Annotated in this window: 21 protein-coding genes; 7 read left to right on the forward strand and 14 right to left on the reverse strand. The window is 65.7% G+C overall.

Annotated elements, in window-relative coordinates; genetic code table 11:
• Positions 1–121 precede the first annotated feature (121 nt).
• Positions 122–1,399 carry an MFS transporter gene (locus GUY23_RS12005; RefSeq protein WP_166972615.1) on the forward strand — a complete coding sequence of 426 codons (1,278 nt, stop codon included), beginning with the start codon at positions 122–124 and terminating at the stop codon, positions 1,397–1,399.
• A gap of 104 nt (positions 1,400–1,503) precedes the next feature.
• Here the strand turns inward: GUY23_RS12005 and GUY23_RS12010 are convergent, their stop codons facing one another.
• Together GUY23_RS12010 and GUY23_RS12015 are read right to left on the reverse strand one after the other, a co-directional pair.
• Positions 1,504–2,163, reverse strand: coding sequence for a response regulator (locus GUY23_RS12010; RefSeq protein ID WP_228282267.1), 660 nt, complete (start codon positions 2,161–2,163; stop codon positions 1,504–1,506).
• A complete protein-coding gene (locus tag GUY23_RS12015; protein WP_166972616.1) occupies positions 2,160–3,953 on the reverse strand; it encodes an ATP-binding protein in 1,794 nt (597 codons plus the stop codon). The genes GUY23_RS12010 and GUY23_RS12015 overlap by 4 nt, the downstream gene beginning before the upstream one ends.
• A gap of 143 nt (positions 3,954–4,096) precedes the next feature.
• On the opposite strand from GUY23_RS12015, the gene GUY23_RS12020 reads away from it, so the two are divergent.
• Together GUY23_RS12020 and GUY23_RS12025 are read left to right on the forward strand one after the other, a co-directional pair.
• On the forward strand, positions 4,097–5,629 hold the full coding sequence (locus GUY23_RS12020) for a CitMHS family transporter (protein ID WP_166972617.1): 1,533 nt from the start codon (positions 4,097–4,099) through the stop codon (positions 5,627–5,629).
• A gap of 14 nt (positions 5,630–5,643) precedes the next feature.
• Positions 5,644–6,105 carry a universal stress protein gene (locus GUY23_RS12025; protein WP_166972619.1) on the forward strand — a complete coding sequence of 154 codons (462 nt, stop codon included), beginning with the start codon at positions 5,644–5,646 and terminating at the stop codon, positions 6,103–6,105.
• A gap of 38 nt (positions 6,106–6,143) precedes the next feature.
• Here GUY23_RS12025 and GUY23_RS12030 read toward each other — a convergent pair whose 3' ends face one another.
• The 4 genes from GUY23_RS12030 to dapA all read right to left on the reverse strand — a co-directional run bounded on the left by GUY23_RS12030 (position 6,144) and on the right by dapA (position 12,055).
• A complete protein-coding gene (locus tag GUY23_RS12030) occupies positions 6,144–7,322 on the reverse strand; it encodes an FAD-binding oxidoreductase (protein WP_166972621.1) in 1,179 nt (392 codons plus the stop codon).
• A gap of 118 nt (positions 7,323–7,440) precedes the next feature.
• A complete protein-coding gene (gene aceB / locus GUY23_RS12035) occupies positions 7,441–9,045 on the reverse strand; it encodes a malate synthase A (protein ID WP_166972623.1) in 1,605 nt (534 codons plus the stop codon).
• Positions 9,046–9,450: 405 nt separating this feature from the next.
• Entirely contained in the window at positions 9,451–11,097 is a 1,647-nt protein-coding gene (locus tag GUY23_RS12040; RefSeq protein ID WP_166976026.1) for a ribonuclease J, read from the reverse strand.
• A gap of 34 nt (positions 11,098–11,131) precedes the next feature.
• Entirely contained in the window at positions 11,132–12,055 is a 924-nt protein-coding gene (gene dapA, locus GUY23_RS12045) for a 4-hydroxy-tetrahydrodipicolinate synthase (RefSeq protein ID WP_166972624.1), read from the reverse strand.
• 237 nt (positions 12,056–12,292) lie between these two features.
• On the opposite strand from dapA, the gene GUY23_RS12050 reads away from it, so the two are divergent.
• Positions 12,293–13,612, forward strand: coding sequence for an ATP-binding protein (locus GUY23_RS12050; RefSeq protein WP_166972625.1), 1,320 nt, complete (start codon positions 12,293–12,295; stop codon positions 13,610–13,612).
• 52 nt (positions 13,613–13,664) lie between these two features.
• Here GUY23_RS12050 and GUY23_RS12055 read toward each other — a convergent pair whose 3' ends face one another.
• Genes GUY23_RS12055 through GUY23_RS12065 form a run of 3 tightly spaced genes read right to left on the reverse strand, consistent with a single transcriptional unit; the run spans position 13,665 to position 17,042 of the window.
• On the reverse strand, positions 13,665–14,348 hold the full coding sequence (locus tag GUY23_RS12055) for a VOC family protein (protein WP_166972626.1): 684 nt from the start codon (positions 14,346–14,348) through the stop codon (positions 13,665–13,667).
• 34 nt (positions 14,349–14,382) lie between these two features.
• Positions 14,383–15,045, reverse strand: coding sequence for a TetR/AcrR family transcriptional regulator (locus tag GUY23_RS12060; protein ID WP_166972627.1), 663 nt, complete (start codon positions 15,043–15,045; stop codon positions 14,383–14,385).
• Positions 15,042–17,042: an oxidoreductase gene (locus GUY23_RS12065; protein WP_166972628.1), complete on the reverse strand. Its 2,001-nt coding sequence runs from the start codon at positions 17,040–17,042 to the stop codon at positions 15,042–15,044. The genes GUY23_RS12060 and GUY23_RS12065 overlap by 4 nt, the downstream gene beginning before the upstream one ends.
• 399 nt (positions 17,043–17,441) lie before the next feature.
• On the opposite strand from GUY23_RS12065, the gene GUY23_RS18950 reads away from it, so the two are divergent.
• Both GUY23_RS18950 and GUY23_RS12075 read left to right on the forward strand, forming a co-directional pair.
• Positions 17,442–17,813: an RNHCP domain-containing protein gene (locus tag GUY23_RS18950; protein WP_166972629.1), complete on the forward strand. Its 372-nt coding sequence runs from the start codon at positions 17,442–17,444 to the stop codon at positions 17,811–17,813.
• Positions 17,814–17,832: 19 nt separating this feature from the next.
• Positions 17,833–18,249: an RNHCP domain-containing protein gene (locus tag GUY23_RS12075; RefSeq protein ID WP_166972630.1), complete on the forward strand. Its 417-nt coding sequence runs from the start codon at positions 17,833–17,835 to the stop codon at positions 18,247–18,249.
• Between the two features lie 387 nt (positions 18,250–18,636).
• Here the strand turns inward: GUY23_RS12075 and ypfJ are convergent, their stop codons facing one another.
• The gene (gene ypfJ / locus GUY23_RS12080) at positions 18,637–19,515 is read right to left on the reverse strand and encodes a KPN_02809 family neutral zinc metallopeptidase (protein WP_166972631.1); all 879 of its coding nucleotides are present in this window, start codon (positions 19,513–19,515) and stop codon (positions 18,637–18,639) included.
• Positions 19,516–19,583: 68 nt separating this feature from the next.
• On the opposite strand from ypfJ, the gene GUY23_RS12085 reads away from it, so the two are divergent.
• Entirely contained in the window at positions 19,584–20,864 is a 1,281-nt protein-coding gene (locus GUY23_RS12085) for a heparan-alpha-glucosaminide N-acetyltransferase domain-containing protein (RefSeq protein ID WP_166972633.1), read from the forward strand.
• On the opposite strand, the gene GUY23_RS12090 is transcribed toward GUY23_RS12085, so the two are convergent.
• From GUY23_RS12090 to GUY23_RS12105, 4 genes are all read right to left on the reverse strand, one after another.
• Positions 20,827–21,285, reverse strand: a complete 459-nt coding sequence (locus GUY23_RS12090) for a tetratricopeptide repeat protein (protein ID WP_166972635.1) — start codon at positions 21,283–21,285, stop codon at positions 20,827–20,829. The two genes, GUY23_RS12085 and GUY23_RS12090, sit on opposite strands and share 38 nt — an antisense overlap.
• Positions 21,285–22,031 carry a 4-hydroxy-tetrahydrodipicolinate reductase gene (gene dapB, locus GUY23_RS12095; protein ID WP_166972636.1) on the reverse strand — a complete coding sequence of 249 codons (747 nt, stop codon included), beginning with the start codon at positions 22,029–22,031 and terminating at the stop codon, positions 21,285–21,287. Before dapB ends, GUY23_RS12090 begins: the two co-directional genes overlap by 1 nt.
• A gap of 203 nt (positions 22,032–22,234) precedes the next feature.
• Entirely contained in the window at positions 22,235–22,795 is a 561-nt protein-coding gene (locus tag GUY23_RS12100) for a GNAT family N-acetyltransferase (protein WP_166972638.1), read from the reverse strand.
• A gap of 118 nt (positions 22,796–22,913) precedes the next feature.
• Positions 22,914–23,540, reverse strand: coding sequence for a superoxide dismutase (locus GUY23_RS12105; protein ID WP_166972640.1), 627 nt, complete (start codon positions 23,538–23,540; stop codon positions 22,914–22,916).
• Positions 23,541–23,581: the final 41 nt, after the last annotated feature.

Raw genomic sequence — 23,581 nt, forward strand, 5'->3', positions numbered from 1 at the left:
TAACGACCGATTGAGGAAAGTCAATCATTCTCGCGTTAGTGATTGACTTTCCTCAATCAGTGATGCAAGACTCGCCGGTGACGATTCCCGATTCCCATTCCGCCGACTCGAGGACGAGCAGATGGCGCGCAACCGTTCCGCATCTCCGAGGCGATCGCCCCTGTGGCGCCATCACGACTTCATGCAGCTGTGGATGGGCGACACCGTCTCCGTGTTCGGCTCCCAGCTCGTGCTCTTCGCGCTTCCCCTCATCGCCGTCCAGGTGCTCCACGCTGATGCCTTCGAGATGGGCGTCCTCGCCGCCCTCGAATCCGCCGCCTTCCTCCTCATCAGCCTTCCCGCCGGCGCGTGGGTTGACCGGTTGCCGAAGAAGGCCGTCATCGTCTCAGGCGACATCATCCGGGCCGCCATCCTGCTTACCATTCCCCTGACCTGGGCCTTCGACGCGCTGACCATGATCCAGCTCTACCTCGTCGCCGCCGGCGTCGGCGTCGTCACCGTCTTCTTCGACATCGCCAACCAGTCGTTCCTCCCCGAGATCGTCGACGCCGATTCGATCGGCGACGGCAACGGCAAGCTCCAAGCCAGCCAGCAGACCGCACGCGTGGCGGGACCGACCCTGGCCTCCGGACTGGTGACCATGGTCGGAGCACCGCTGACCATCGGGCTGACGAGCGTCTGCATGGGACTCTCCAGCCTCTTCGTCAGCCGCATCCGCTACCGACCCACCACCGCAGAGGCGCCCCATCGCCGAGGTTTCATCGCCGAGATCCGTGAGGGGCTCGGCTTCGTCCTCACCCATCCGCTGCTGCGCCGAATGACCGCGTGCACCAGACTGGCGAACCTCGCCTCCTCGGCCATCTTCGGACTCTTCGCCCTCTACATCCTGCGCACACTGGACCTCGGCCAGACTCAGATGGGCATCATCATGTCCGTCGGGGCCGCAGGCGGAATCCTCGGCGCCCTCACCGCTTCACATGTGCAGAGACTCCTCGGCGAAGGACGCAGCGTGGCGGTGACCGCCGTGCTCAACGGAGCCTTCTTCTTCGCCATGCCGCTGGCGGGCATCCTGCCCTCGATGCCGACCCTCATCATCGGCTGGTTCGCTCTCACGTGGTCCGTCGTCGTCTACAACATCGCCCAGGTCAGCTTCCGGCAGCGCCTGTGTCCGAAGCCGCTGCTCGGTCGGATGAATGCCTCGATCCGGTTCCTCGTCTGGGGCCCGATGCCCATCGGTGCCCTGGCCGGAGGGATCCTCGGTGATCAGTTCGGAGTGGCGACGACGATGTGGATCTTCGCCGCATGGGCGACCCTGGCCTCGCTGCCCGTGGTGATCTCACCGCTGCTGACGATGCGCACACTTCCGCGTGAGCTCGACCTGCTCACCGAAGCGGACTGACTCCCCGACAGTCACTGCAACAACAGCTCGGTGAAACTGCAGCAGCTTGGTCCCTGCACCGAGCTGCTGCAGTTTCACCAAGCTGTGAGCGAAACGGGCCCCGCTCACTTCGTGGCGTAGAGGTGCTCGGGCCGTCCCGTCGACCCGTACTGCAGGGACACCGTGATGGTCCGCGCCTCGGCGAGTTTCGCCAAGTGGCGCTGCGCGGTCGCGCGGGAGGCCCCGACCGCCTCCGCGACCTCGAGGGCCGTCATCGGACCGTCCGCCTCCTCAAGCGCTGCCAGGATCCGGCTCGTCGTCGACGATCCGGCCGGACTCGCACCGGACCCGCCGGCGGCCGATGCATCGTAGAGGTTGCGCAGCTGGCGCTCCAGATCGGCCTGCCCGACCTTCTCCCGCTCCCAGTACCGGCGGAAGCGGGTATAGCGACGCAGGAAGTTCTGCAGCACCTCGGCGGCGAAGGGTTTGACGATGTACGTCATCGCCCCGGCCCGCAGCGACGCCCGCACCACCTGCGGATCCGTCACCGCCGAGAGCACGATCGCATCGATGTCGGTCTCGCGGATGAGCTCGAGTCCGGTGCCTTCGGGCAGCACATAGTCCGCAAGGATCAGGTCGACGTCCTGCTCGGCGATGACCTCCCTGGCGGTCGCCAGATCCCGCACCGGTTCGAGCGCGGTGAACCCGGGCACCTCGTCGACGTAGCGGGCATGGATCTGCCCGACGAAGAAGTCGTCATCGAGCACGAGAACGTTGACCATCATCTCTCCTCTTCTTGCTGGCATTCCTCAAGCGCATCGGGCAGGACCATGCCGAAGCTCGCCCCGCCGAGGTCGGGGTCGTGGCCGTCGATGAGCCACACCCGTCCCCCGCCCTTCTCCGCGACCCGTCGGCTGAGCGCGAGTCCGATGCCGAGCCCGTGGCCGTCCCCGGTCCCGGTTCCCGTGGTCAGTCCGATCCCGAAATCCGGCGCCGAGGCGGCCTCCGCCGTCGAGAATCCCTCGTCGAAGATCTTCTCCGCCACGTCCGCATCGACCCCGTCGCCGGTGTCGGTGACGACCGCGTGGAGTTCGCTTCCCGCGCTGAGCAGCTGCACCACGACGCGGGCGCCCGCACTCCCTCGTCCTGCGACGGCCGCGCGGACGGCGTTGTCGATGAGATTGCCGAGGATGAGCGTGACCGCCTCAGGGTCGCGGACGGTGCCCACGGCCAGGGAATCCGGGGCCACGGACAGGGTGACCCCCGCCTCGGCGGCGGTCGTCCCCTTCGCTTCGAGGACGGCGCGTAGGTACGGGTCGGAGACGAGATCGATGTCCTCGACGGGGGTCGCGATCGGCCCGGTGCCGAGGATCGACGACAGATAGGTGTGGGCTTCGTCGGTGGCGCCGGTGTCGACGAGCCCGAGCACGGTGTGCAGCCGGTTGGCGAATTCGTGGCGCTGGGTGCGCAGGGCCCGGGCCATCGCGGTGACGGACTCGAGCTGGCGGGCCATCGTGAGCACCTGCGTCTCATCGCGCAGGGTCACGACCCCGCCGACGGACACCCCATCGCGTTGCACACGGACGGCCGTGGCGAGCAGGATCCGCTCGCCGATCGTGATCCGCCGCCGCAGGGCTCCTTCGGCCGGAGCGTCGGCCATCATCGCGCTGATCTCGTCGGGCACGTCGATCTCGTCGTCACCGTCGAAGTCATGGTCACCGTCGAATTCCCTCGCCGAGGCGGCCCTGTCCTTCACGTCGGCCCTGTCCTTCACGTCGGCCGGTTCCAGACCGTCGGCTGCACCGAGCAGTCCCTTCGCGTTCGAGTTGCTCAGGGTCAGTCTGCCGTCGGCGCTGAAGCCGAGCACTCCGTCGTCGAGGCCGTGGAGCACAGCGCCTTGGTCGCGGGCCATCTCGGCGAGCTCTTCGGGGCCGACCCCGAGCGTCTCCCGTCGCAGCCGACGCCCGAGCATGACCGAGACGACACCACCGAGCGCCAGCGCGAGCACGGCCACGGTACCCAGCAGGAGCAGTTCGCGACGCAGATCGGCGTCGAGCACGGAGGCGTAGATGCCCACGGATACCTCACCGACGACGGTCTCGTCATCGGCGCTCGAGTAGATCGGGACCTTCGCCCGCACCGTCTCCCCGAGCGTTCCAGACTCGTGCGAGATGTTCTCCCGCCCGGCCAACGCTTCCTCCGGCGAGGTGGAGACCCGGTGGCCGATCAACGACCGGTCGGGATGGGTGAGCCGGATACCGCGGTCGTCGGTGATGACCGCAAAGCTGATGCCCGACCGGTCCCGCAGGTCATCGGTGATCGCGAGCATCGACTTCACGGTCTGCGCATCCGGCGGATCGGTGTGCTCGGCTGAAGCCTTCGTCGCGGCGGCGCGCACGTCCGGATCGATCGCCAGCGTGCGGGCAGTCGACAGCGCTTCGGTCTCGGTCACCTCGGTGACGGTGCGCGAGCCCAACCAGGCGAACACGCCGGTGACCAGCGCAAGGATGACGACGACGAGCGCGAGCTGAGAGATCAGCACACGGCGGGAGAACGAACGTCGAGGGCGGGACACGCGGCAAGCGTAGCCGCGTCTGAGCGCAATGCGCAAAAGGTGGTCAATGATCTAAACGCCATCAGTGCACACAAACGCGCGCGGCACGTGATCTGGGCCCTACGGTGTTTCGAGCCTCACATTCGTCTTCGAAGGAGAAGCCCGTGCTCGTCATCCTCGGTTTCGCCATGATCATCGTCTTCATGACGCTCATCATGACCAAGCGACTCTCACCGATCCTCGCACTCATCCTCGTGCCCACCATCTTCGGCCTCTTCGCCGGAGCCGGCCTGGGCATCGGCGACATGGTCATGGACGCGATCGCCTCGATGTCGTCGACGGCAGCGCTGCTGCTCTTCGCCATCATCTACTTCGGCATCATGATCGACGTCGGCCTCTTCGACAAGCTCGTCGAGTTCATCCTCAAGGTCGCCGGCAATGACCCGGTCAAGGTCGTCCTCGGCACCGCGCTGCTCACCGGCGCGGTCTCCCTCGACGGCGACGGTTCGACGACCTTCATCGTCGTCACCGCGGCCATGCTGCCGATCTACCAGCGCCTCGAGATGTCGCCGATCGTGCTCACCTGCGTGGCCGGACTCATCAACGGCACCCTCAACATCGTTCCCTGGGGCGGACCGACGGCACGTGCCTCCTCGGCGCTGCAGATCGACGCCAACGAGATCTTCGCCCCGATGGTGCCCTCGCTCATCGCCGGCCTGCTCGTGTGCCTCATCTTCGCCTACCTGCTCGGCATCTCCGAGCGCCGCCGCCTGGCCAAGAACGGCGTCGCCTGGGTCGACGACCGCGGCTCGAACCCGCGCAAGGACCTCGTCGGCGCCGTCGCCGGCTCGTCCGCGCACGGTGCGACCGCGGGCGGCTCCGGCGCCTCAGCGGCCGGAACCGCGATCGGCAACGGAACCACCACGGGCGGCCACGGTGCCGGGAACGGGTCGGCCGCCTCGGCGACGGGACCGGTCGGATCCGCGTACGACACCGCAGTTGAGCCGGGATCCCGCTCCGAATCGGGCTCAGGTACGGGCCTGACGAACACCGCCCTCGACCCGAACCGGCCGACCCTGCGACCGAAGCTGTTCTGGTTCAACCTCGGTCTGACGGTGGCCGTGATGGTCCTGCTCATCGCGGACATCCTGCCCCTGCCGTACCTGTTCATGATCGCTTCGGTCATCGCGCTCATGGTCAACTTCCCGAAGATGAAGGATCAGCAGGCCGAGCTGGCCAGCCACTCCACCGCGATCATCTCCGTCGTCGCGATGGTCATGGCCGCGAGCGTGCTCACCGGCATCATGTCCGGCACCGGAATGGTCGACGCGATGGCCGAATGGCTCGTCGAGGTCATCCCGAACTCGATGGGACCCTACATGGCCGTCATCACCGGCCTGCTGTCGATCCCGATGACGTTCTTCATGAGCAATGACGCCTTCTACTTCGGCATCCTGCCCGTGCTCACCGAGACCGCCGCCCACTTCGGCATCTCCGCCGCCGATATGGCCCGCGCCTCGATCACCGGCCAGCCGGTGCATATGCAGTCACCGCTCGTGCCTGCGATTCTGCTGCTCGTATCCCTGTCCGGCGTCGAACTCGGCGACCACCACAAGAAGGTGCTGTGGCGTGCGCTCATCGTCGCCCTCGTCATGCTCGCCGTGGGCGTCGCCGTCGGCGTCATCGGAATCGGCTGATCGGAGGCCAAATCATGACTGACCTGTATTCGACTTCGCAGCCCCGCTTCCCCGCCCCGAACCTGCGGGTGACAGCCTCACCGGGCATCGATTCCGCCGCGTCGACCGTGGTCCTGGCCATGCGCGCCGATGCCTCCCCCGCGGTGCTCGACGAGGCGCTGGCGGCCGCTCGGCGCGAGGCGGCGTGCGTGCGCGCGGTCGTGTTCGGAACCGATTCGACGACCGCACCGTCGGTATCCCCATTGGCCCAGTGCACCCGCCTGGGTGAGTCCCTCGCCGAGGCGGGGGTCGAGTTCGAGGTCCAGCGCGCCGGATCCGATCCTGCCGAACAGATCCTCACCCTGGCTGAGGACCACAGAGCGAGCCTCATCGTCATGTCGACCAAGCGCCGCTCCCCCGTGGTCAAGCTGCTGCTCGGATCGAGTGCGCAGCAGGTCATCCTCGAGGCCGAGTGCCCCGTGCTGCTGGTGAAGTAGAGGTCAGGTGAAGTAGAGGTCAGACTGCGGCATCGGGCTCAGATCCCGCCGAGGCCGCGGCCCGGTGAGAGGAGTCCGCGCGGGTCGCAGTCATCCTTGAGCGCCTGCAGGACTGACTTTCCCGGCAGCGGGCCCCACGCGTCGACGCCGTCCCACACTGGGGCCGGCGCATGGACCAGCCGCACGGCGATGCGGTGCAGGCCGAAGGAGCGCAGGTGTTCGAGCACCACTCTGGTTGCCACTCCCGGTTCGGTCTCCGGCGCCGCGACGCCGAGTTCGAACATACCCGCGGCACTGCCCCGCAGCTGCAGCGGATAGCCGAGCGCGTCCTCGAGCCTAGCGGTCGTCTCGAGCAGGTCGGGCAGGAAGTCCGGAGCGATCGACACACCGATCGTCACGGGCACCCGCGACCGCCTGCCCCACCATTCCGGACGCGCGCATGCGGAGGCGCCGGGAACAGCATCGACGAGGCGGCCCACCTCGGTCTCGACATGCGCAGTCTCCCCTTCGATGAGGGCGACGGTCGCGGCCGGTGCTCCCGGCGGGCGTTCGATGACGACCGCATCGGGGACGCGACGGGCCGCGAGGAGTTCGGCGGCCGCCTCGGCGCCGGGTATCCAGACGAATCCCTGGGATTCGGGTCGGGCGGTCAGGCGGATCTCGGCCTCGACGATGATCGCGCGCGTGCCCCACGACCCGGTCATCAGCCCGGGCAGGTCGCGATCGGTCAGGGCCGGTGCGAGCCCGCCCGAGGTGCGGGCGATCGTACCGTCGGCGCCGATGGTCGTCACCGCGGTCACGGAATCAGCGAGGCGGGGGCGGTGCAGGTGGCGCGGACCGGTCGCTGCTGTCGCGATCATCCCGCCGAGGCTCGCCCCGGCCTCGCTGCGGTCGAGCGGCAGATCGGGAAGGAGCTCCTGCCCGGAGGCGGCGGCGAGGCGGTCGAGCGCGCTGATCTTCGCTCCCGCACCTGCCCGCAAGGTTCTGTCTGCCGTGGAACGGTTCTCCGCCCCGGGAGGGTCGGCCACCGCGGCGAGGCCGGTCATGTCGATGAGCAGCCCGGGGGTCGCTGCCGGCGGATTGTCGTCGAAGGCGGTGCCGCCGCCGAAGACGGCGACGGTGCGGTTCTCGGCATGTGCCCGGGCCATGAGTTCGGAGAGTTCAGCGATGGTCTCGGGGCTGGCCAGTCGCGGCAGCTCGTCTGTGGTCCGGCTCATCCCCACCTCCGTGTGTTCTGCCTGCGGTCGTGTGGTTAGAGCTTAACGAAGAACGCCCCCGAAATCGGTGCTCGCGGCACAGATTTCGGGGGCGTTCGGCGTGGTCACCGCTCGCAGGTCAGGGCATGCGGGCGTAGGCCGGCAGGGTGAGGAAGTCGACGTAGTCGGGAGCGATCGCGACCGAGACGAACGTGTCGGTGGCGTCCTTCCAATCGGCTTCGTCACCGGGCAGCTTGGCGACCTCCTCGGCGACGATGCGCTCGACGAGGTCCTTCGTGACCTTCTCCCCGGTGTCGAGTTCGATGCCGGCGTCGAGCCACTGCCACACCTGCGAGCGGGAGATCTCCGCGGTCGCGGCGTCCTCCATCAGACCGTGGATGGCGACCGCGCCGTTGCCTTCGAGCCACGCGCGCAGGTACTGGATGCCGACATTGATGTTCGTGCGCAGGCCCTTCTCCGTCATCGCGCCGGGAGTGGACTTGACGTCGAGGAGGTCTGCGGCGGTGACGCTGACGTCCTCGCGCTTGTTCTCGATCTGGTTCGGGTTGTCGCCGAGGGTCTCCGTGAAGACCTCCTTGCACAGCGAGACCATGCCGGGGTGTGCGACCCAGGAGCCGTCGAAGCCGTTGCCGGCCTCGCGGGACTTGTCCTCGCGCACCTTGTCGAAGGCGGCCTTGTTCTCGGCCTCGTCCTTCGAGGGGATGAACGCGGACATGCCGCCGATGGCGTGGGCGCCGCGCTTGTGGCAGGTGCGCACGAGCAGTTCGGTGTAGGCGCGCATGAACGGCACCGTCATCGTCACGTCCGAGCGGTCCGGCAGCAGGTAGTCGGAGCCGCGGGAACGGAAGTTCTTGATCACGGAGAAGATGTAGTCCCAGCGACCGGCGTTGAGACCGGCGGAGTGCTCACGCAGTTCGTAGAGGATCTCCTCCATCTCGAACGCGGCCGGGTAGGTCTCGATGAGCACGGTGGCACGGATGGTGCCGCGCTCAAGGCCGAAGGTGTCCTCAGCCAGCTCGAAGGCCTGGTTCCACAGGCGAGCCTCGAGATGGCTCTCCATCTTCGGGAGGTAGAAGTAGGGGCCCTTGCCCTTCTCGATCTGCAGCTGTCCGGCAGTGGAGAAGTACAGGGCGAAGTCCACGAGCGAACCCGAGGTCTCCTCACCGTCGATGCGGATGTGCTTCTCCGGCATGTGCCAGCCGCGGGGGCGGACGACGATGGTCGGCAGCTCCTCATCGGGAGCGAGCTTGTATTCCTTGCCCTCGGGTGAGGTGAAGTCGATCTCGCGGTTGAGTGAGTCAAGCAGGTTGAGCTGGCCCTGGATGACCGAATCCCACTGCGGGGTGTTCGCGTCCTCCTGATCGGCCAGCCACACCTTGGCTCCCGAGTTCAGGGCGTTGATCGTCATCTTCTTGTACGTCGGACCGGTCATCTCGACACGACGGTCCTCAAGGCCGGGAGCCGGAGGGGCGACCTGCCAGCTGGGATCGTTGCGGATGTCGGCGGTCTCTTCGAGGAAGTCGAGGTCGGTTCCCGCGGCGATCTGAGCCTGACGTTCCTTGCGGGCCTCGAGGCGGTTGAGGCGTTCGCCGTTGAACTTGCGGTGCAGTTCGACGATGAGCTCGAGCGCGCGTGGGGTGAGGACCTTCTCAGCCCCGTCCGGCAGCTCACCGGTGATCTCCATCCCGGCGGGGATGTCCAGGTTTTCGATATGAGCGGTCATCGCTGGTTCTCCTTAGTCAGCACCTGAGTGCTGCGTCCTTGTCCGCACCACGTGGTGCGTCCCTGTTTGCTGGTCAACGGGGTTTGGCCTGCAAACTTTCACATCGTGAAAATCTTTGTTCACACAACGAAAGACTATGAGGTGATGCACGTCTCGTCAAACCCTATCCCGGATTCGAGACGGCGTGTCGAGCGGGGTGGGTGTCGCAGCGCGAGCCGCTCCCCGGAAGGCCCCAGATACGCCTACAGCTCGGTGAACCTGCACTGGCTTGGTGCAGGGACCAAGCTGGTGCAGGTTCACCGAGCTGTAAGAGCATCAGCGTCCATACAGGAGTGCTCGCGCACAGCCGCGCTGCGACGCGCAGGGGCGCACGCCCGCCGGCGACAGTCTCAGGGCGCGACGATCTCAGACGATGACGACCATGGGGACGATCATCGGCTTGCGACGCAGCTTCGAGGACACCCAGCGGCCGATGGTGCGGCGCACGACCTGCTGGAGCTGGTACTGGTCGGTGGTGCCGTCGCGGAGGGCATCCTCGACGGCCTTCTTCACCTTCGGCACGATCGAGTCGAAGACGTCGTCGGATTCGGCGACGCCGCGGGCGTGGATCTCGGGGCCTGCGATGAGCGACTTCGTCTGTGAGTTCACGGCCATGAAGATCGTCACGAAGCCCTCTCCGGACAGCACGAGGCGGTCCTTGAGGTCCGCCTCGGTGATCTCACCGACCGACGATCCGTCGACGAAGACGTAGTTGCAGTCGACGGCGCCGACGACCTCGGCGTGACCGTCCTTGAGGTCGACGACCCAGCCGTCATCGGCGAGGACGATGTTCTCGGGATCGACACCGGTCGCCTCGGCGTGGCGGCCGTTGGCCAGCAGGTGGCGCCATTCGCCGTGGACGGGCATGACCCCGCGCGGCTTGACGATGTTGTAGCAGTAGAGCAGCTCGCCGCCGGAGGCGTGGCCGGAGACGTGGATCTTCGCATCAGCCTTCGAGATCACGCGGGCGCCGAGGCGCATCAGGCCGTTGATGACCTTGAACACGGAGTTCTCGTTGCCGGGGATGAGCGAGGAGGCGAGGATGACGGTGTCGCCGTCGCCGACCTCGACGCGGTGGTTGCGGTTGGCCATCCGCGACAGGGCGGCCATCGGCTCTCCCTGGGAACCGGTGCACATGAGGACGATCTGGTCCTCGGGGTAGTCATCGACCTTCTTGATGTCGATGATCGACCCCGGCGGCACATTGAGGTAGCCGAGGTCTTCGGCGATCTTCATGTTCCGCACCATGGAGCGGCCGACGAGGGCGACCTTGCGGCCGTGGGCGTTGGCCGCGTTGAGCACCTGCTGGACGCGGTGGACGTGGGAGGAGAAGGAGGCGACGATGATGCGGCGTTCGGCGGTGCCGAAGAGGTTCTCGAGCACGGGCCCGATGTCCTTCTCCAACGCGGTGAAGCCGGGGACCTCGGCGTTCGTCGAGTCCGTCATGAACAGGTCCACGCCCTCTTCGCCGAGGCGGGCGAACGCACGGAGGTCGGTGATCCGGCCGTCGAGTGGCAGCTGGTCCATCTTGAAGTCGCCGGTGTGGAGGATGTTGCCGGCGCCGGTGCGGATGAACACGGCCAGGGCGTCGGGGATCGAGTGGTTGACGGCGACGAACTCGAGGTCGAAGGGACCGAGCTGGTCGAGATCGTCTTCCTTCACCACGCGGGTGATGGGCTTGATCCGGTGTTCCTTGAGTTTGGCCTCGATGAGGGCGATCGTCAGCTTCGAGCCGAGGATCGGAATGTCGCCCTTGCGCCGCAGCAGGTAGGGAACGGCACCGATGTGGTCTTCGTGGCCGTGGGTGAGGACGAGGCCGACGATGTCGTCGAGGCGGTCATCGAGGTAGGAGAAGTCGGGGAGGATGAGGTCGACGCCGGGCTGGTCCTCTTCGGGGAAGAGCACGCCGCAGTCGACGATGAGGAGTTTGCCGTGGTATTCGAACACGGTCATATTGCGCCCGACCTCGCCGAGTCCGCCGAGCGCGACGATGCGGACGGCTTCCTTGTCCATCTTCGGCGGTCGGGACAGTTCTTGGGTCAATGCATTATTCACTGAGGTAGCCACTCCTGGTCAATTGGGCGGCGACGAATGCCACCTGCTCCTCATCAGCTGGGAGCAGCGGCATGCGCACGTCGCGGTTGTCGAGTATTCCTTGGGCCTGCAATGCGGCCTTCGCCGAGATCACTCCCGGCATGTGGTTCATGAGCGCATCCACCACGTCCGCGGTGTCGCGGGAGAGGATGCGTGCGGTGTTGAGGTCGTTGTTCGCCACTGCCTTGACCATCTGGGCGAAGCGGTCGGAGCAGACGTGTCCGGCTACGGATACGAGCCCGAGGGCGCCGAGGGAGAGCAGCGGCAGGTTGAGGGCGTCTTCGCCGGAGTAGTAGGCCAGCGAGGAGTTGTTCATCACGAACGAGGAGGCGAAGAGGTCGCCCTTGGCGTCCTTGACCGCGAGGATGTTCGGGTGGTCCGACAGCCGCAGCAGGGTGTCGGTGATGATCGGGGCACCGGCCCGGCCGGGGATGTCGTAGAGCATGACCGGCAGGTCGGTCGAGTCCGCGGCAGCACGCATGTGCGCTTCGATCGCCGGCTGCGTCGGCTTCGAGTAGTACGGGGTGACGATGAGGATGCCGTCGGCTCCCGCGGCGGCGGAGCGCTGAGAGAGGTCGATGGTGTGGGCGGTGACGTTGTTGCCGGTGCCGGCGATGATCTTCGCGCGGTTGCCGATGACGCCGCGGACGACGTGGAGGAGCTCGATCTTCTCATCGTCGGTCGTGGTCGGTGATTCTCCGGTGGTGCCGGAGACGACGAGCATGTCGTTTCCGAGTTCGACGAGGTGGTTCGCCACCTTCTCCACGGCCGGATAGTCGATGCTGCCGTCATGCTTGAACGGCGTCACCATTGCCGTGCCGACGGTACCGAAAGCGTCAATGGCAGTCGCTGCTGCCTGGTCACCGAGAATCGCCATGCTCCCAGGATACCGCCCACACCCGATTGGCCGTGCAGTGACCCGTCTGCGTTGCGAATGACGTTCGCCTCCACTCTCCAGAGTGTGCGGTCGCGCCTGCCGCCCGGCCCCCGCGCTTCACGCGTCGACCGTCCGTAGCCGAGGCGGCTGTTTCCATGGTGCGGTGAGAGACAGATCACAGATGGTGGCGGGAAATCGTCTACTCTGGGAACCTGCCCGCCGCCGAAGGAGCTTTCGATGACCCGCACCCGCGTCCGCGATTTCCACGATGACGATCTCGACGGGATCATCCGCCTCGTCGAGGCGGCGGAGCAGGAGGCCATGACCGGTTCCGCTCCCCCGCTGTATCCGCTCTCGGAGATCCTTGCCTGCTGCCAGCGCAATCAGGCCGTCGTCGCCGTCCGCGACGAGGAGATCGTCGGTGCCGCCGTGGGACGGGCCGCGCACGGTCAGGGGTCGATCGTGTTCTTCCATGTGCTCAGCTCCGTGCGGGATGGTCCGGAGCAGGACACCCGCGCCGAGGCGGGGCTGCTCGACGCCCTCGAACGCCGGCTCATGCCGCTGGGGTTGGGCAAGCTGTCGATGCTCGTGCCGGGTACCACCTCGGCGTTCGCTGCCCTGCTGGGCAATGGGTTCGAGGCCCGGCCGGAGCTGGAGTACGTCGAGCGGCACCTGCCGGTCCAGCGGCGGGAGTTCGACCGGTTGAAGGCGGTCGGCGGGCGGGTGCTGCCGCGACACCTGTGGGATTCGGTCAGCGGAATGCAGGAGGAGAAGGACATGCTCGAGGACCGCCTCGTCGTGCCCTTGGCCGAACCGGATCTGGCGGATCATTTCGGGGTCGTCCCGCCTCGGGCGGTGATGCTCTTCGGTCCTCCGGGGACGGGGAAGACGACGTTCGCGAAGGCGGTCGCCTCACGTCTGGACTGGCCGTTCGTCGAGGTCTTCCCTTCGCGTCTGTCCGGGGAGCCCGGCGGTGTGGCCGCGGGTCTGCGGTCGACGTTCGAGCAGATCAACGAGCTCGAGCATGCTGTCGTGTTCATCGACGAGGTCGAGGAGATCGCGTCGAAGCGCGGGGGTGAGCCGCCGTCGCCGACGCAGGGGGTGACGAACGAGCTGCTCAAGCAGGTCGCAGAGTTCCGGGACCGGGAGGGCAGGCTGCTCATCTGTGCGACGAACTTCGTCCGTGCTCTCGATGCGGCGTTCCTCCGCCATGGTCGCTTCGACTATGTCATTCCCATCGGACTGCCCGATGCCACAGCGAGGGAGGCGATCTGGTCGCGCTACATCCCCGAACACACGGTTTCTGCCGTCGATCTCGCGGTGCTCGTCGATGCCAGTGACGGGCTGACCCCGGCCGATATCGAATATGCCGCCCGGCGTGCCTCGCAGGAGGCGCTGGCGTCGGCACTGCGGCAGCAGCAGGTCGACATTGCCTCGCGGACGGATGTGCTCTCGACCGATGACTACCTCGACGCGCTGCGTGCAACTCGGGCGACAGTGTCCGAGGAGACGGCCCGGGAGTTCAGCGAGGACGTGGAGACCATCGCACGGCTCTGAGGGCTCTACTCTTCCAGCAGGCTGGCGACCAGGCTTTGAGCTCGGGCGGCAGTCAGTCGACCATCGGTGCGCAGAGGCAGGCCCGATTGCCGTCGGGGTCCTCAAGGACCCAATAGGACGGGGCCGCTGCATCGCTGACGAGTCGTCCGCCGGCGGCGAGGGCAGCGTCGATTCGGTTCTCGACCACGTCGTGACCAACCCAGACGTCGAGATGCCAGCGTTGCGGAGACTCGGTATCCGGCAGCGGGAAACGGCTATTCGTCCGCGGTTCCTGCCACCACAGCCCGCTGTTGACCTGCCCGGTCGGGTCAACCAATCCGCCGTTTGCGTGCATCTCGTCGGATTCGGCGTCGAGGAGAGCCGCGTAGAAACCTGCCACTCGAGCTCCCGACATCGTGTTGAGAGCGAATTCCGCCTGCTGCAGACTCGAAGGTTCGGCACGAAGTTCCTGACCAGCGGCAAGCTCGCTGATAGCCCGGGCGAGGTCGAGATCGTCACGACTGACTCCTCGTTCGTCTTCACTGCTCAGGGTGACGACGACATTGGAAGCAGTCAGGGTCATCTCAGGTGCGATGCCCGCCCGTTCCGCCACCTCTCCGACAGTTCCCGCGAATTCCAGCGCTTCGGCAAAGTCTGCGGTGAGGAAGCGTGCGCGAATCGGTCCGGCCAGCTGGCGCCAGTCGCTCAGACCCTCCTCGTGGATCTGTGCGCTGCTGAGTGACTCCGATGATCCCACGCTGTGCTCCCTTCGTCGCGCAGTTGGCTTCACTCTAATGGGACCCGACCAGGCCGACAACGGTCTGCGACAGGACCCGTGTCAGTTCTCGCGAGCCCTTGCCGCGCCCCGTGACCATGGCGAGATCGAATCCGTCGATGAGGGCGATGATCGCGTCAACGATGGCCGGGACAGGCAGGTCATGGCCGGCGAATTCGCGGTCGGCCACACCCAGGTCGATGATCGAGGTGAAGTGCCGCCGCCACCCGTCGTTGACGGCGTCCACGCATCCCTGCAACGCGGGATTGTGGCGGGCCGCCGCGACGAGTTCGATCCATATCTCCGACCTGCGCTGATAGTCGCCGACGCTGGACACCGCGGCCAGGCTGTCGGCGAGCTGCCGTCGCGCTGAGCCCTTCGCTGCTCGTTCGCCGGTGCACGCGTGCTCGTCAGCGCGCGCGAGTTCGCCGGTGCGTGCGAGCTCGTCGATGCCTGCCAGCACAGCATCGCTGTGGGCGGTGAACGCCTGAACCAGCAGTTCGTCGCGCGAAACGAAGTAGTACTGCACGGTCCCGACCGACAAGCCGACCGTAGAGGCCACATCGGCCAAGCGCACGGCGGCGGGTCCGCGATCGATGATGGCGTCGAGGGTCGCCTCGATGATCGCGGACTTCTTGGCCTCGACCTGCTCGGGCGGCTGCTGCGGTCGCGGACTCATACCGGTACCGCGTCCTTCCGTTCCGTCAGGGCGGTGGCCGCGGTGAGCCCTTCGTAGACGGCCTCCTCGACCGTGCGCGGGGCCAGTGCGTCACCGATCACCGTCACCGAGGCGGCCCCGAAGTCGAGGTCGACCGGCACCGATCGCGGTGCCGACGAGACGATCGTCGCCGCGACCCCTTCGACCTCATGGACGACCTCGCACAGTGTGGACTGGAGGTAGCCGGTGTCGGCATCGACACCGACGAGACGCGCATCATTGACGAACTCGATCCGACCGGTCCGCAGCGCTTGCGAGACGAGCAGGGTGCGCGTGTACTGCTGGATCGCGGCACCGGCGAAGTTCGCCGCGGTCGCCAGGCTCACCTGTCGGCCGGATTCGGCTAGCCGCAGGGCGATGCCGAGCCCGATCCAATCGCCCTTCCAATCAGTGACGAGCACCCGGCCGGCAGGAAGACCCGGGGACTGCCGCACGTACTCGCGGGCACCGATGACGAGAGCCTCGTCGGCGATCTCGAGTGCGGGCATGCGCTCCCTGGCACCGGTCGCAACGATGACGTGGTCGGGGACGACTTCGGTGACGAGGTCCTGGGTCACCGGCGTTGAGGTACGGATGTCGACGCCGACGCGGGCCGCCTCGGCGGAGAGGTTCGTCGCCGCTCCCCCGAACTCGGACCGGTACGGCAGCTCCTGAGCCAGCAGGACCGCCCCGCCGAGCTGGGGCTCCTTCTCACACAGCACCACCTGATTACCCTGTTCGGCTGCGACCGCGGCGGCCTTGAGTCCGGCCGGTCCGCCACCGATGACGAGCACGGTGCGGCGGGTGCGCATGCGAGGTCTGGGGAGGAAGGTCAGCTCGCGGCCGGATTCGGGATATTGGATGCACGAGATCGGCACACCCTGCTGGAAGTGGCCGATGCAGGCCTGATTGCAGCCGATGCAGGCGCGGATCTCGTCGACGGCGTCGGCCTGGGATTTGTTCGCGATCTCCGGGTCGCAGATCATCGCGCGGGTCATGATCGCCATGTCGGTCCGGCCCTCGGCGATGGCGGCTTCGGCTTCGTGGGGCTGGTTGATGCGGCCGGCGACCATGACGGTCTTGTCGGTGATCTTCTTGACCTGTTCGGACAGGGCCGTCGCGTAGCCGGGATCGATCTGCATCGAGGGCACGATGTGCACGGCCCCTTGCAGGGTCGAGGAGTCGCCGGCGGTGACGGAGAAGTAGTCGAGGCAGTCCCGACCGTCGGTCTCGAGGTCGTCGAGGTGGCCGATGAGGTCGAGGATCTCGGTGGCGACGAGGCCGTCCTCGGTCTTCTCCTCACCGGAGATCCGCAGTCCCACCACGGCCTCAGGGCCGGCGGCGGCACGGACGGTGGCGACCACCTCGGCGAGGAAGCGACGACGGTTCTCGGGACTGCCGCCGTATTCGTCGGTGCGGGTGTTGACCGCCGGATTGAAGAACTGGATCGGGAGGTAGCCATGACTGGCGACGAGCTCGACGCCGTCGATGCCGGCGTCGGTGATGCGCTTCGCGGCGCGGCCGTAGCCGGCGATGATGTCCTTGACCTCGGCGGTGGTCAGCGCCTCGGGGACGACTTTGAAGCGTTCCTGCGGTTCGTCGCTGGGCGCCTTGGCACGTGGTGCCATTCCCTGCTCGCCGTCCATGACTTCTCGACCGGGGTGGAAGAGCTGGGCGAAGATCGTGGCGCCGTGGCGATGCACCGCCTCGGCGACGGCGCGGTATCCGGGCGCAGAGGATTCGTCGGTGGCCATGAGGACGTGGCTGGTGTAGCGGGCGGATTCGTGGACGCCGGAGACCTGGAGGACGATGAGGCCGGCTCCGCCCCGTGCGCGTGCTTCGTGGTAGGCGACGAGGTCGTCGCCGATGTGCCCGTGATCGTCGAGGACGGTGTCATGGCCGGAGGAGACGATGCGATTGCGGATGGTGCGCGTGCCGAGGGTGATGGGTTCGAAGAGGTGCGGAAACAGCTGAGACATGATCATCCTTGATCAGTTCGTCGTGATCGCCCGATGAGGACATGCGGGCGGGGTGCAATCAGTTATTCATATCACCATATGATTAACTGCGGCAAGGGTTTGACACACAGCGGACTGCCCCGAACTTTGACAGCACCAGAGTGCCACCGGTATCGTAATACTGATTTTTGACTACCATGATCTTCGGGCCGGAATGGCCCTAGCAAAGGTGTTTCATGTTCCGGCCCGCGCTGAGTGCGCCTCGTTTCACTGATTGACCGCCTGCAGTACAACTCTGCTGGAAACGGCTTTCGGTGCACTGACCCGCCTGTATCGCAATCACGATATCGGACCACTATTCTGACGAGGCGACTCGGCCTGCTCTCGCTGTAAGAATTTTCCCCAGTGAGGAGCTCTCCGGTGTCCGACCACACCAGCAGTCCTATTCAAACTTTTGATTTCAACACCTTCAAATGCGTTCGATGCGGCCTGGCCGTGTCCGAAAACGCCCCTGATGACGCACCACGCAATCACTGTCCGTCCTGCTTGCATTCTCGGCACGTTCAGAACCACGACGATCACGAATCAATCGATTGTCACGGAAGTATGTCTCCGATCTCAGTCGCCGTGCTTCGTCGCGGCGAATGGATGGTGATTCATCGATGTGCCCGGTGTGATGAGCTCACATCGAGTCCGCCGCACGAGGATGATAATCAGCTCGTCCTGATGCGTTTGGCGGTCCGCCCGCTGGCGTTGCCCCCATTCCCTCTCGACGCCCTCGGAAACCTCTGAGGGCAGGGAAGGACTAGTCATGCCTCGTAGAAGCAAGAGAAGACGGGAACGCCGTCCACAACAGCGCAAGGATGTTCTGCAGATCCACGGCGGATATCGGGAGAGGGACTTCCGATGCGTATCCTGCCGGTTGGAAGTCTCCCAGAATGCGCCAGGCACGGCTCATCGCAACCACTGCCCGCATTGCTTGGCCAGCAGACACGTCGACCGGAAGATTCCTGGGGACCGTGCCGAGATGTGCGGCGGACGAATGGAGGCAATCAGCATGTCGGTTCGCACTGACGGTGAATGGGTGATCATCCACAGCTGCTTTTCCTGCGGCCGTCTGAGCGCCAACCGAATCGCCGGTGACGACAATCCACTCACCTTGGTCCGGCTTGCGGTCAGGCCGCTCGCCGACCCTGATTATGTACGACGGATCAGGCCAGGCCCGTGACACAATCGCTGGTCACTTTGTTGCACTGCGTACTGCAGCGGTGACAGGGTGCTTGTACGCAGATTTGAGAGCAGCGCAGCTTCAGGCGACTCGGGCAGTTCATCACTGATACCCGTGTCACGCTGGAGTTGCGCTGCCTCTCTAGGCCGCTGGAGTCCCGACCCACTCGGGAATCGAGCCGTCATTGCCCATCTGCATTCGCAGCCGTCGGTCAGGCTGACGTTATAGAACTTTCTAAGATGGTGGAACGTGTTGGCTCGGATCAGGTCGTTCGACTGCTCTACTGACTTCCTGCAGTTGCTCTGAAACTACGACTGACACCTGCTTTGCACATCCCCACGAAGCCGACAGTGGCAATCGGGTCGTCACACTTCGCGATCTTGTGCATCAGAGTTGATCACCGGAGACCGCGAAGGTGTCGCAGCTGTTCAATCCCTCGTTGTAGCCGGAGGTGAACCACTTCTGGCGCTGTGTGCTCGAGCCGTGGGTGAACGACTCGGGATTGGAGAACCCTGACTGCTCTTGGATGTGGTCGTCGCCGACGACGAAGGCCGCGTTGAGCGCGTCGTCGAGCTGTTCCTGCGTGGGTTCTTCGAGATACGGGTTGCCGTTGTCGTCGGTGAGCGTGGTGACATTGCCGAGCCATGCCCCGGCGTAGCAGTCGGCCTGCAGTTCGGTGCGCACACTGTTGCTCTCGGCCCCGGTGCCGTCGTTGGGGTGTTCGCGCATGACGCCGGTGATGTTCTGGATGTGGTGGCCCCACTCATGTCCGACGATGTAGAGCTGAGCGAGCTCCTCGGCAGAGGCCCCGAACTGCTGACGCATGATGTCGAAGAAACTCGGGTCGATGTAGACACCCTGATCAGAGGGACAGTAGAAGGGCCCGACCTGGTTCGACGCAGTGCCGCACGCCGTCGACGTCTGCCCGTCGACGATCGTCAGCTCCGGCGGCTGGTACCCGTCGACCTTCTGTTCCCAGTAATCGTCGAGGACGACCTGAGCCCCGGCCATGCGGCAGTCGACGTTCTTGTTCGCATCCTCCCCGGTATCGCACTGGGACATGCTGGTCCCGCTCGAGGAGTTCTGGCCACCCCCGTCCTCGAGTTCCAACCCTCCCATCAGTCCTGTGACATCGACGCCGAGCAGCGGACCGATGAGGAAGACGAGCAGTCCGACGATGCCGACGCCGCCGCCGGCGATCGCAGTGTTGCGGCCGCGTTTGCTCGTCCTGTTGCCGCTGATATCAGCGTTCGGGTTGAAGGTCATGGCATAAAGATACCCCGGCCGCGTACATGGGAGGGAGCGCAGAAGTGAAGTCGTGTGAGAATCGTTCCATGAGCTCTCACCCGGCGGAACCTCACCGAACGCACGACGCGGACTCCACGGCCACCTCGGCGAGGGTTGCCCGTCGGCTCAGCCCTGCCGGTCGGCTCATCGGACTCGATGTCGCCCGCGGTATCGCCCTGCTGGCGATGATGGTCACGCACATCTTCGCACTCGCCGATGACACGGGGATGCCGACATGGGCGGCGATCTTCGCCGGTCGCGCCTCGGCGCTGTTCGCGGTCCTCGCAGGCTGTTCGCTGGTGCTCTCCACGCGTTCCCGACTCACCGATTCCGGTCGACTGCGTGATGCCGCTCCGAGCGTGCTCATCCGCGCGGCCGTCATCGTCCTCATCGGCCTGTGCCTCGGGTCGATCTCCACTCTGTTGGCGGTCATCCTCGTCAACTACGGGATCATGTTCGCTCTCGCCCTATTCTTCCTGCGTCTGCGAGCCGGTGCCCTGTTCGCGATCACGGGAGCGTGGATGCTCCTCTCCCCCGTCGTGTCGATGTGGGCCCGGTCGACGTTCCTCCTCGAACCGAACTATCTGCCGATGGGGTTCTTCGACTTCGCCGCTCCGGGCACGATGCTCACCGACCTCTTCCTCACCGGCTACTACCCCGTCTTGCAATGGATGTCCTACATTCTGCTGGGCATGGCGGTGGCGAAGCTCGACATCGGCCGACACCTGCTCGGCCTATTCACTGTCGGACTCTCACTCTTCGTCGTCGGTCGCGGTTCCTCCTGGCTGCTGCTCAACGTCTTCGGCGGTGGTGCCGCTCTCTCCGCGGACTCGCAGATGTGGGGCATCGACCTCACCGCGGCGCTGTTCACCGGCAGCTACGGGGTGAGCTCGGCGACCTCGTGGTGGTGGCTGGCGATTGCAGGACCGCATTCGGGCACGCCGTTCGACCTGCTCTCCACGGGCGGAACCGCGGTGATGACGATCGCGGCATGCCAGGCCGCCGCGGTGCTGCTGGGACGCAGGACCTGGATGCTCGCACCGCTGTCGGCGCCGGGATCGATGCCGCTGAGCGTGTACGCCGCGCATGTGGTGCTGCTCGAGATCACCCGACCGGCCGTCGTCGGTGATCCAGTGGAGGGCGCGGGAACCGTGGCAGAACAGTCCACGGAGTACGCGATCCACGGGCTGAGCTTCGTGCTCATTCCGCTGCTGTGGAAGATGTTGATCAGCCAACGCGGACCCTTGGAAGGTGGGATTGCTGCGATCATCCGCGCCTCGTCGTCGGGGGCTAGGCGCCCTGTTTCTCTCCCTCACGGAAGAGGCTGATCGACTTGCGCATCGTGGCACGAGCGCGTTTGCGGTCGCCGCTGGCGTCGTAGGCGCAGGACAGGCGGAACCAGGATCGCCAGTCATCCGGTGCGGCCTCGGCTTCGGCCTGGTACTTCACGAATTCCTTGTCGGCGGCTTCGCGGATGATCTTCCCGCCCGGTGTGCGCGGCAGATCGTCGACGGGCAGTCCGCCCTCGTCGCCGAGGATGCGCGCGAGTTTCTCGGTCCTGGCGCCGAAGATGAGTTCGACGATGAGCGTCCATGCGCCGATGATCGGCAGCACGAACAGGGCGATGCCCATGATCCGCGGGATGAGGTCGGGTTCGCGGACGAGGATCCAGGCCCGCTGTCCCATGAGGACGAAGTAGAAGACGAGGACGATGGAGACGATGATCGCCCCGATCTTGGCCTTCGACATCAGAGGTCGAGCATGTTCTCGAGGCCGTGGATGAGCCCCGTGTAGTCGGCGATCGAGCGCACCGCGGTGACGATTCCCGGCATGAACGCCGAGGTGGAGTGCGAGTCGGTGCGAATGGTCAGGGCTTCGCCGTCGGAGCCGAAGTGGATCTCCTCGTGAGCGTTCATACCCTGCTGGCGGATGGCGTGGACGTGGATGCCGTCGATGACCGCTCCCCTGGCTCCGAGCGGATCGGATTCCGTGGAGTCAGGGACGGCCGGGAGGCCGGCGGAGTTGCGGGCGGCGGCGATGCGCTGGGCGGTGTGGTTCGCGGTGCCAGAAGGAGCGTCGAGCTTGCGCGTGTGGTGGGTCTCGACGACCTCGGCGGAATCGAAGTAGGGGGCGGCGAGTTCGGCGAAGCGCATCGCCAGGACCGCACCGATCGAGAAGTTCGGGGCGATGAGGACCGCGGTCTCCGGGTGGTTCTTGAGTGTGGAATCGAGGCGGGCCAGGCGGTCGTTGTCCCAGCCGGTGGTGCCGACGACAGTGTCGATGTCGTGTTCGACGAGGAAGTTGACGTTGCCTTCAGTGGACTTCGGGACAGTGAGTTCGACGGCGACGTCGATATTCTTCTCGAGCAGGGACTCCAGCGAGTCGTTGCTGCCGAGCGCGGCGACGAGCTCGAGGCCATCGGCGTTCTCGATCGCATCGACGGCGTGGGATCCCATCCGCCCCTTGGCTCCGATGACGGCTACGCGAATGCTCATATGTCTGTGACTCCTCATGTGACGATCCCTGCGATCTCCGCTCGCCAGTCTAGCGACCCAGAGGGTGACTCCTCACATCCGGTGATTCAACCAACACTCCCATTTGCTACCTGACGGCGGCCCAGCAACCTGGCGCCAGGTTGCTGGGCCGCCGTCAGGTGCTTTTGGGCAGTCGAGGTGGGCCAAGAATTATGCGGCAGCGGTCAGCGCTGTGCGAGGATCGGCAGTCGCGGCCCTTCGACTCGGCGATCGTCGGCGAGTCGGGCGCAGACTTCGGTGTCGTAGCGGATGCCGTCATAGAGCAGCTTTCGGCGTTCGCGACCTTCGACGAGGAAGCCGGCATTCCTGGCGACTGCGGCTGAGGCGGGGTTGTTCACCCGGTATCCGAGTTCGAGTCGAAAGATGCCGAGTTCGTCGTGAAGGTGATCGACGAGGCTGCGCAGTCCCGCCGAGGTCAGCCCTTGACCTCTCCCCTCGACGGCAGTCCAGTAGGAGATCCACGCAGTCGAATGCCGGTGTTCGATCCCGGAGGCCATGACGTTGCCGAGGATACGGTCGTCGGATCGGTCGGCCTCATCGACGATGGCGAAGGCACAGACTTTGCCCTCCACCTCGGCGTCGGTGATGGTCTCGATCCACGCACGTGCGCCCGCGGGACTGCGGTCGTCGGGAATGTTGGACAGCAGAGCGTCGTCGGCCTGCTCGAAGACGTGGCCCAGCGCGGCGGCATCATCGCCTCGCCAGCGCCGGAGAACTGCGTTCATGGATTCACCCTAACCTCGACCATGCGTGCGATCGACACTGTCTCAAAACACCTGACGGCGGCCCAGCAACCTCGCGCGAGGTTGCTGGGCCGCCGTCAGGTAGCAATAAGGAAGGGTCTCAGCCGAGGAGGAGGCCCTTCGTCTGAGCGACTGCGCGGTCGAAGCGAGCGCCGGCGTCGGCCCAGTTGACGATGTTCCACCAAGCCTTGACGTAGTCGGGCTTGACGTTCTGGTAGTCGAGGTAGAAGGCGTGCTCCCACATGTCGAGCTGCAGAACCGGGGTACCGCCGAGCTGGATGTCGGACTGCTGGTCCTTGAGCTGCTCGATGAAGAGGTTTCCGCCGAGCTGGTCGTAGACGAGGACGGCCCAGCCGGAGCCTTGGATCGTGGTGGCCGCGGTGGTGAAGTGCTCGCGGAACTTGTCGAAGGAACCGAACTGGTCATCGATGGCTGCGGCGAGTTCACCGACCGGCTTGTCTCCACCGTCCGGGGACAGGTTGTTCCAGAAGATCGAGTGGTTGACGTGACCGCCCAGGTTGAACGCGAGGTCGCGGGTCAGCTTCGGCACATTGGCCAAGTTGCCGGATTCGCGTGCTTCGGCCAGCTGCTCAACGGCGGTGTTGGCGCCCTTGACGTAGGTGGCGTGGTGCTTGTCGTGATGCAGCTCCATGATGCGAGCCGAGATGTGCGGCTCAAGAGCGGAGTAGTCGTAGGGCAGTTCCGGAAGTGTGTACTGCTCAGCCATGAGATTCCTCCTGATGAGATTTGATGTCCACCGAACGGTGG

Origin of the sequence: Brevibacterium atlanticum (assembly GCF_011617245.1) — a bacterium.
Classification (GTDB): domain Bacteria; phylum Actinomycetota; class Actinomycetes; order Actinomycetales; family Brevibacteriaceae; genus Brevibacterium; species Brevibacterium atlanticum.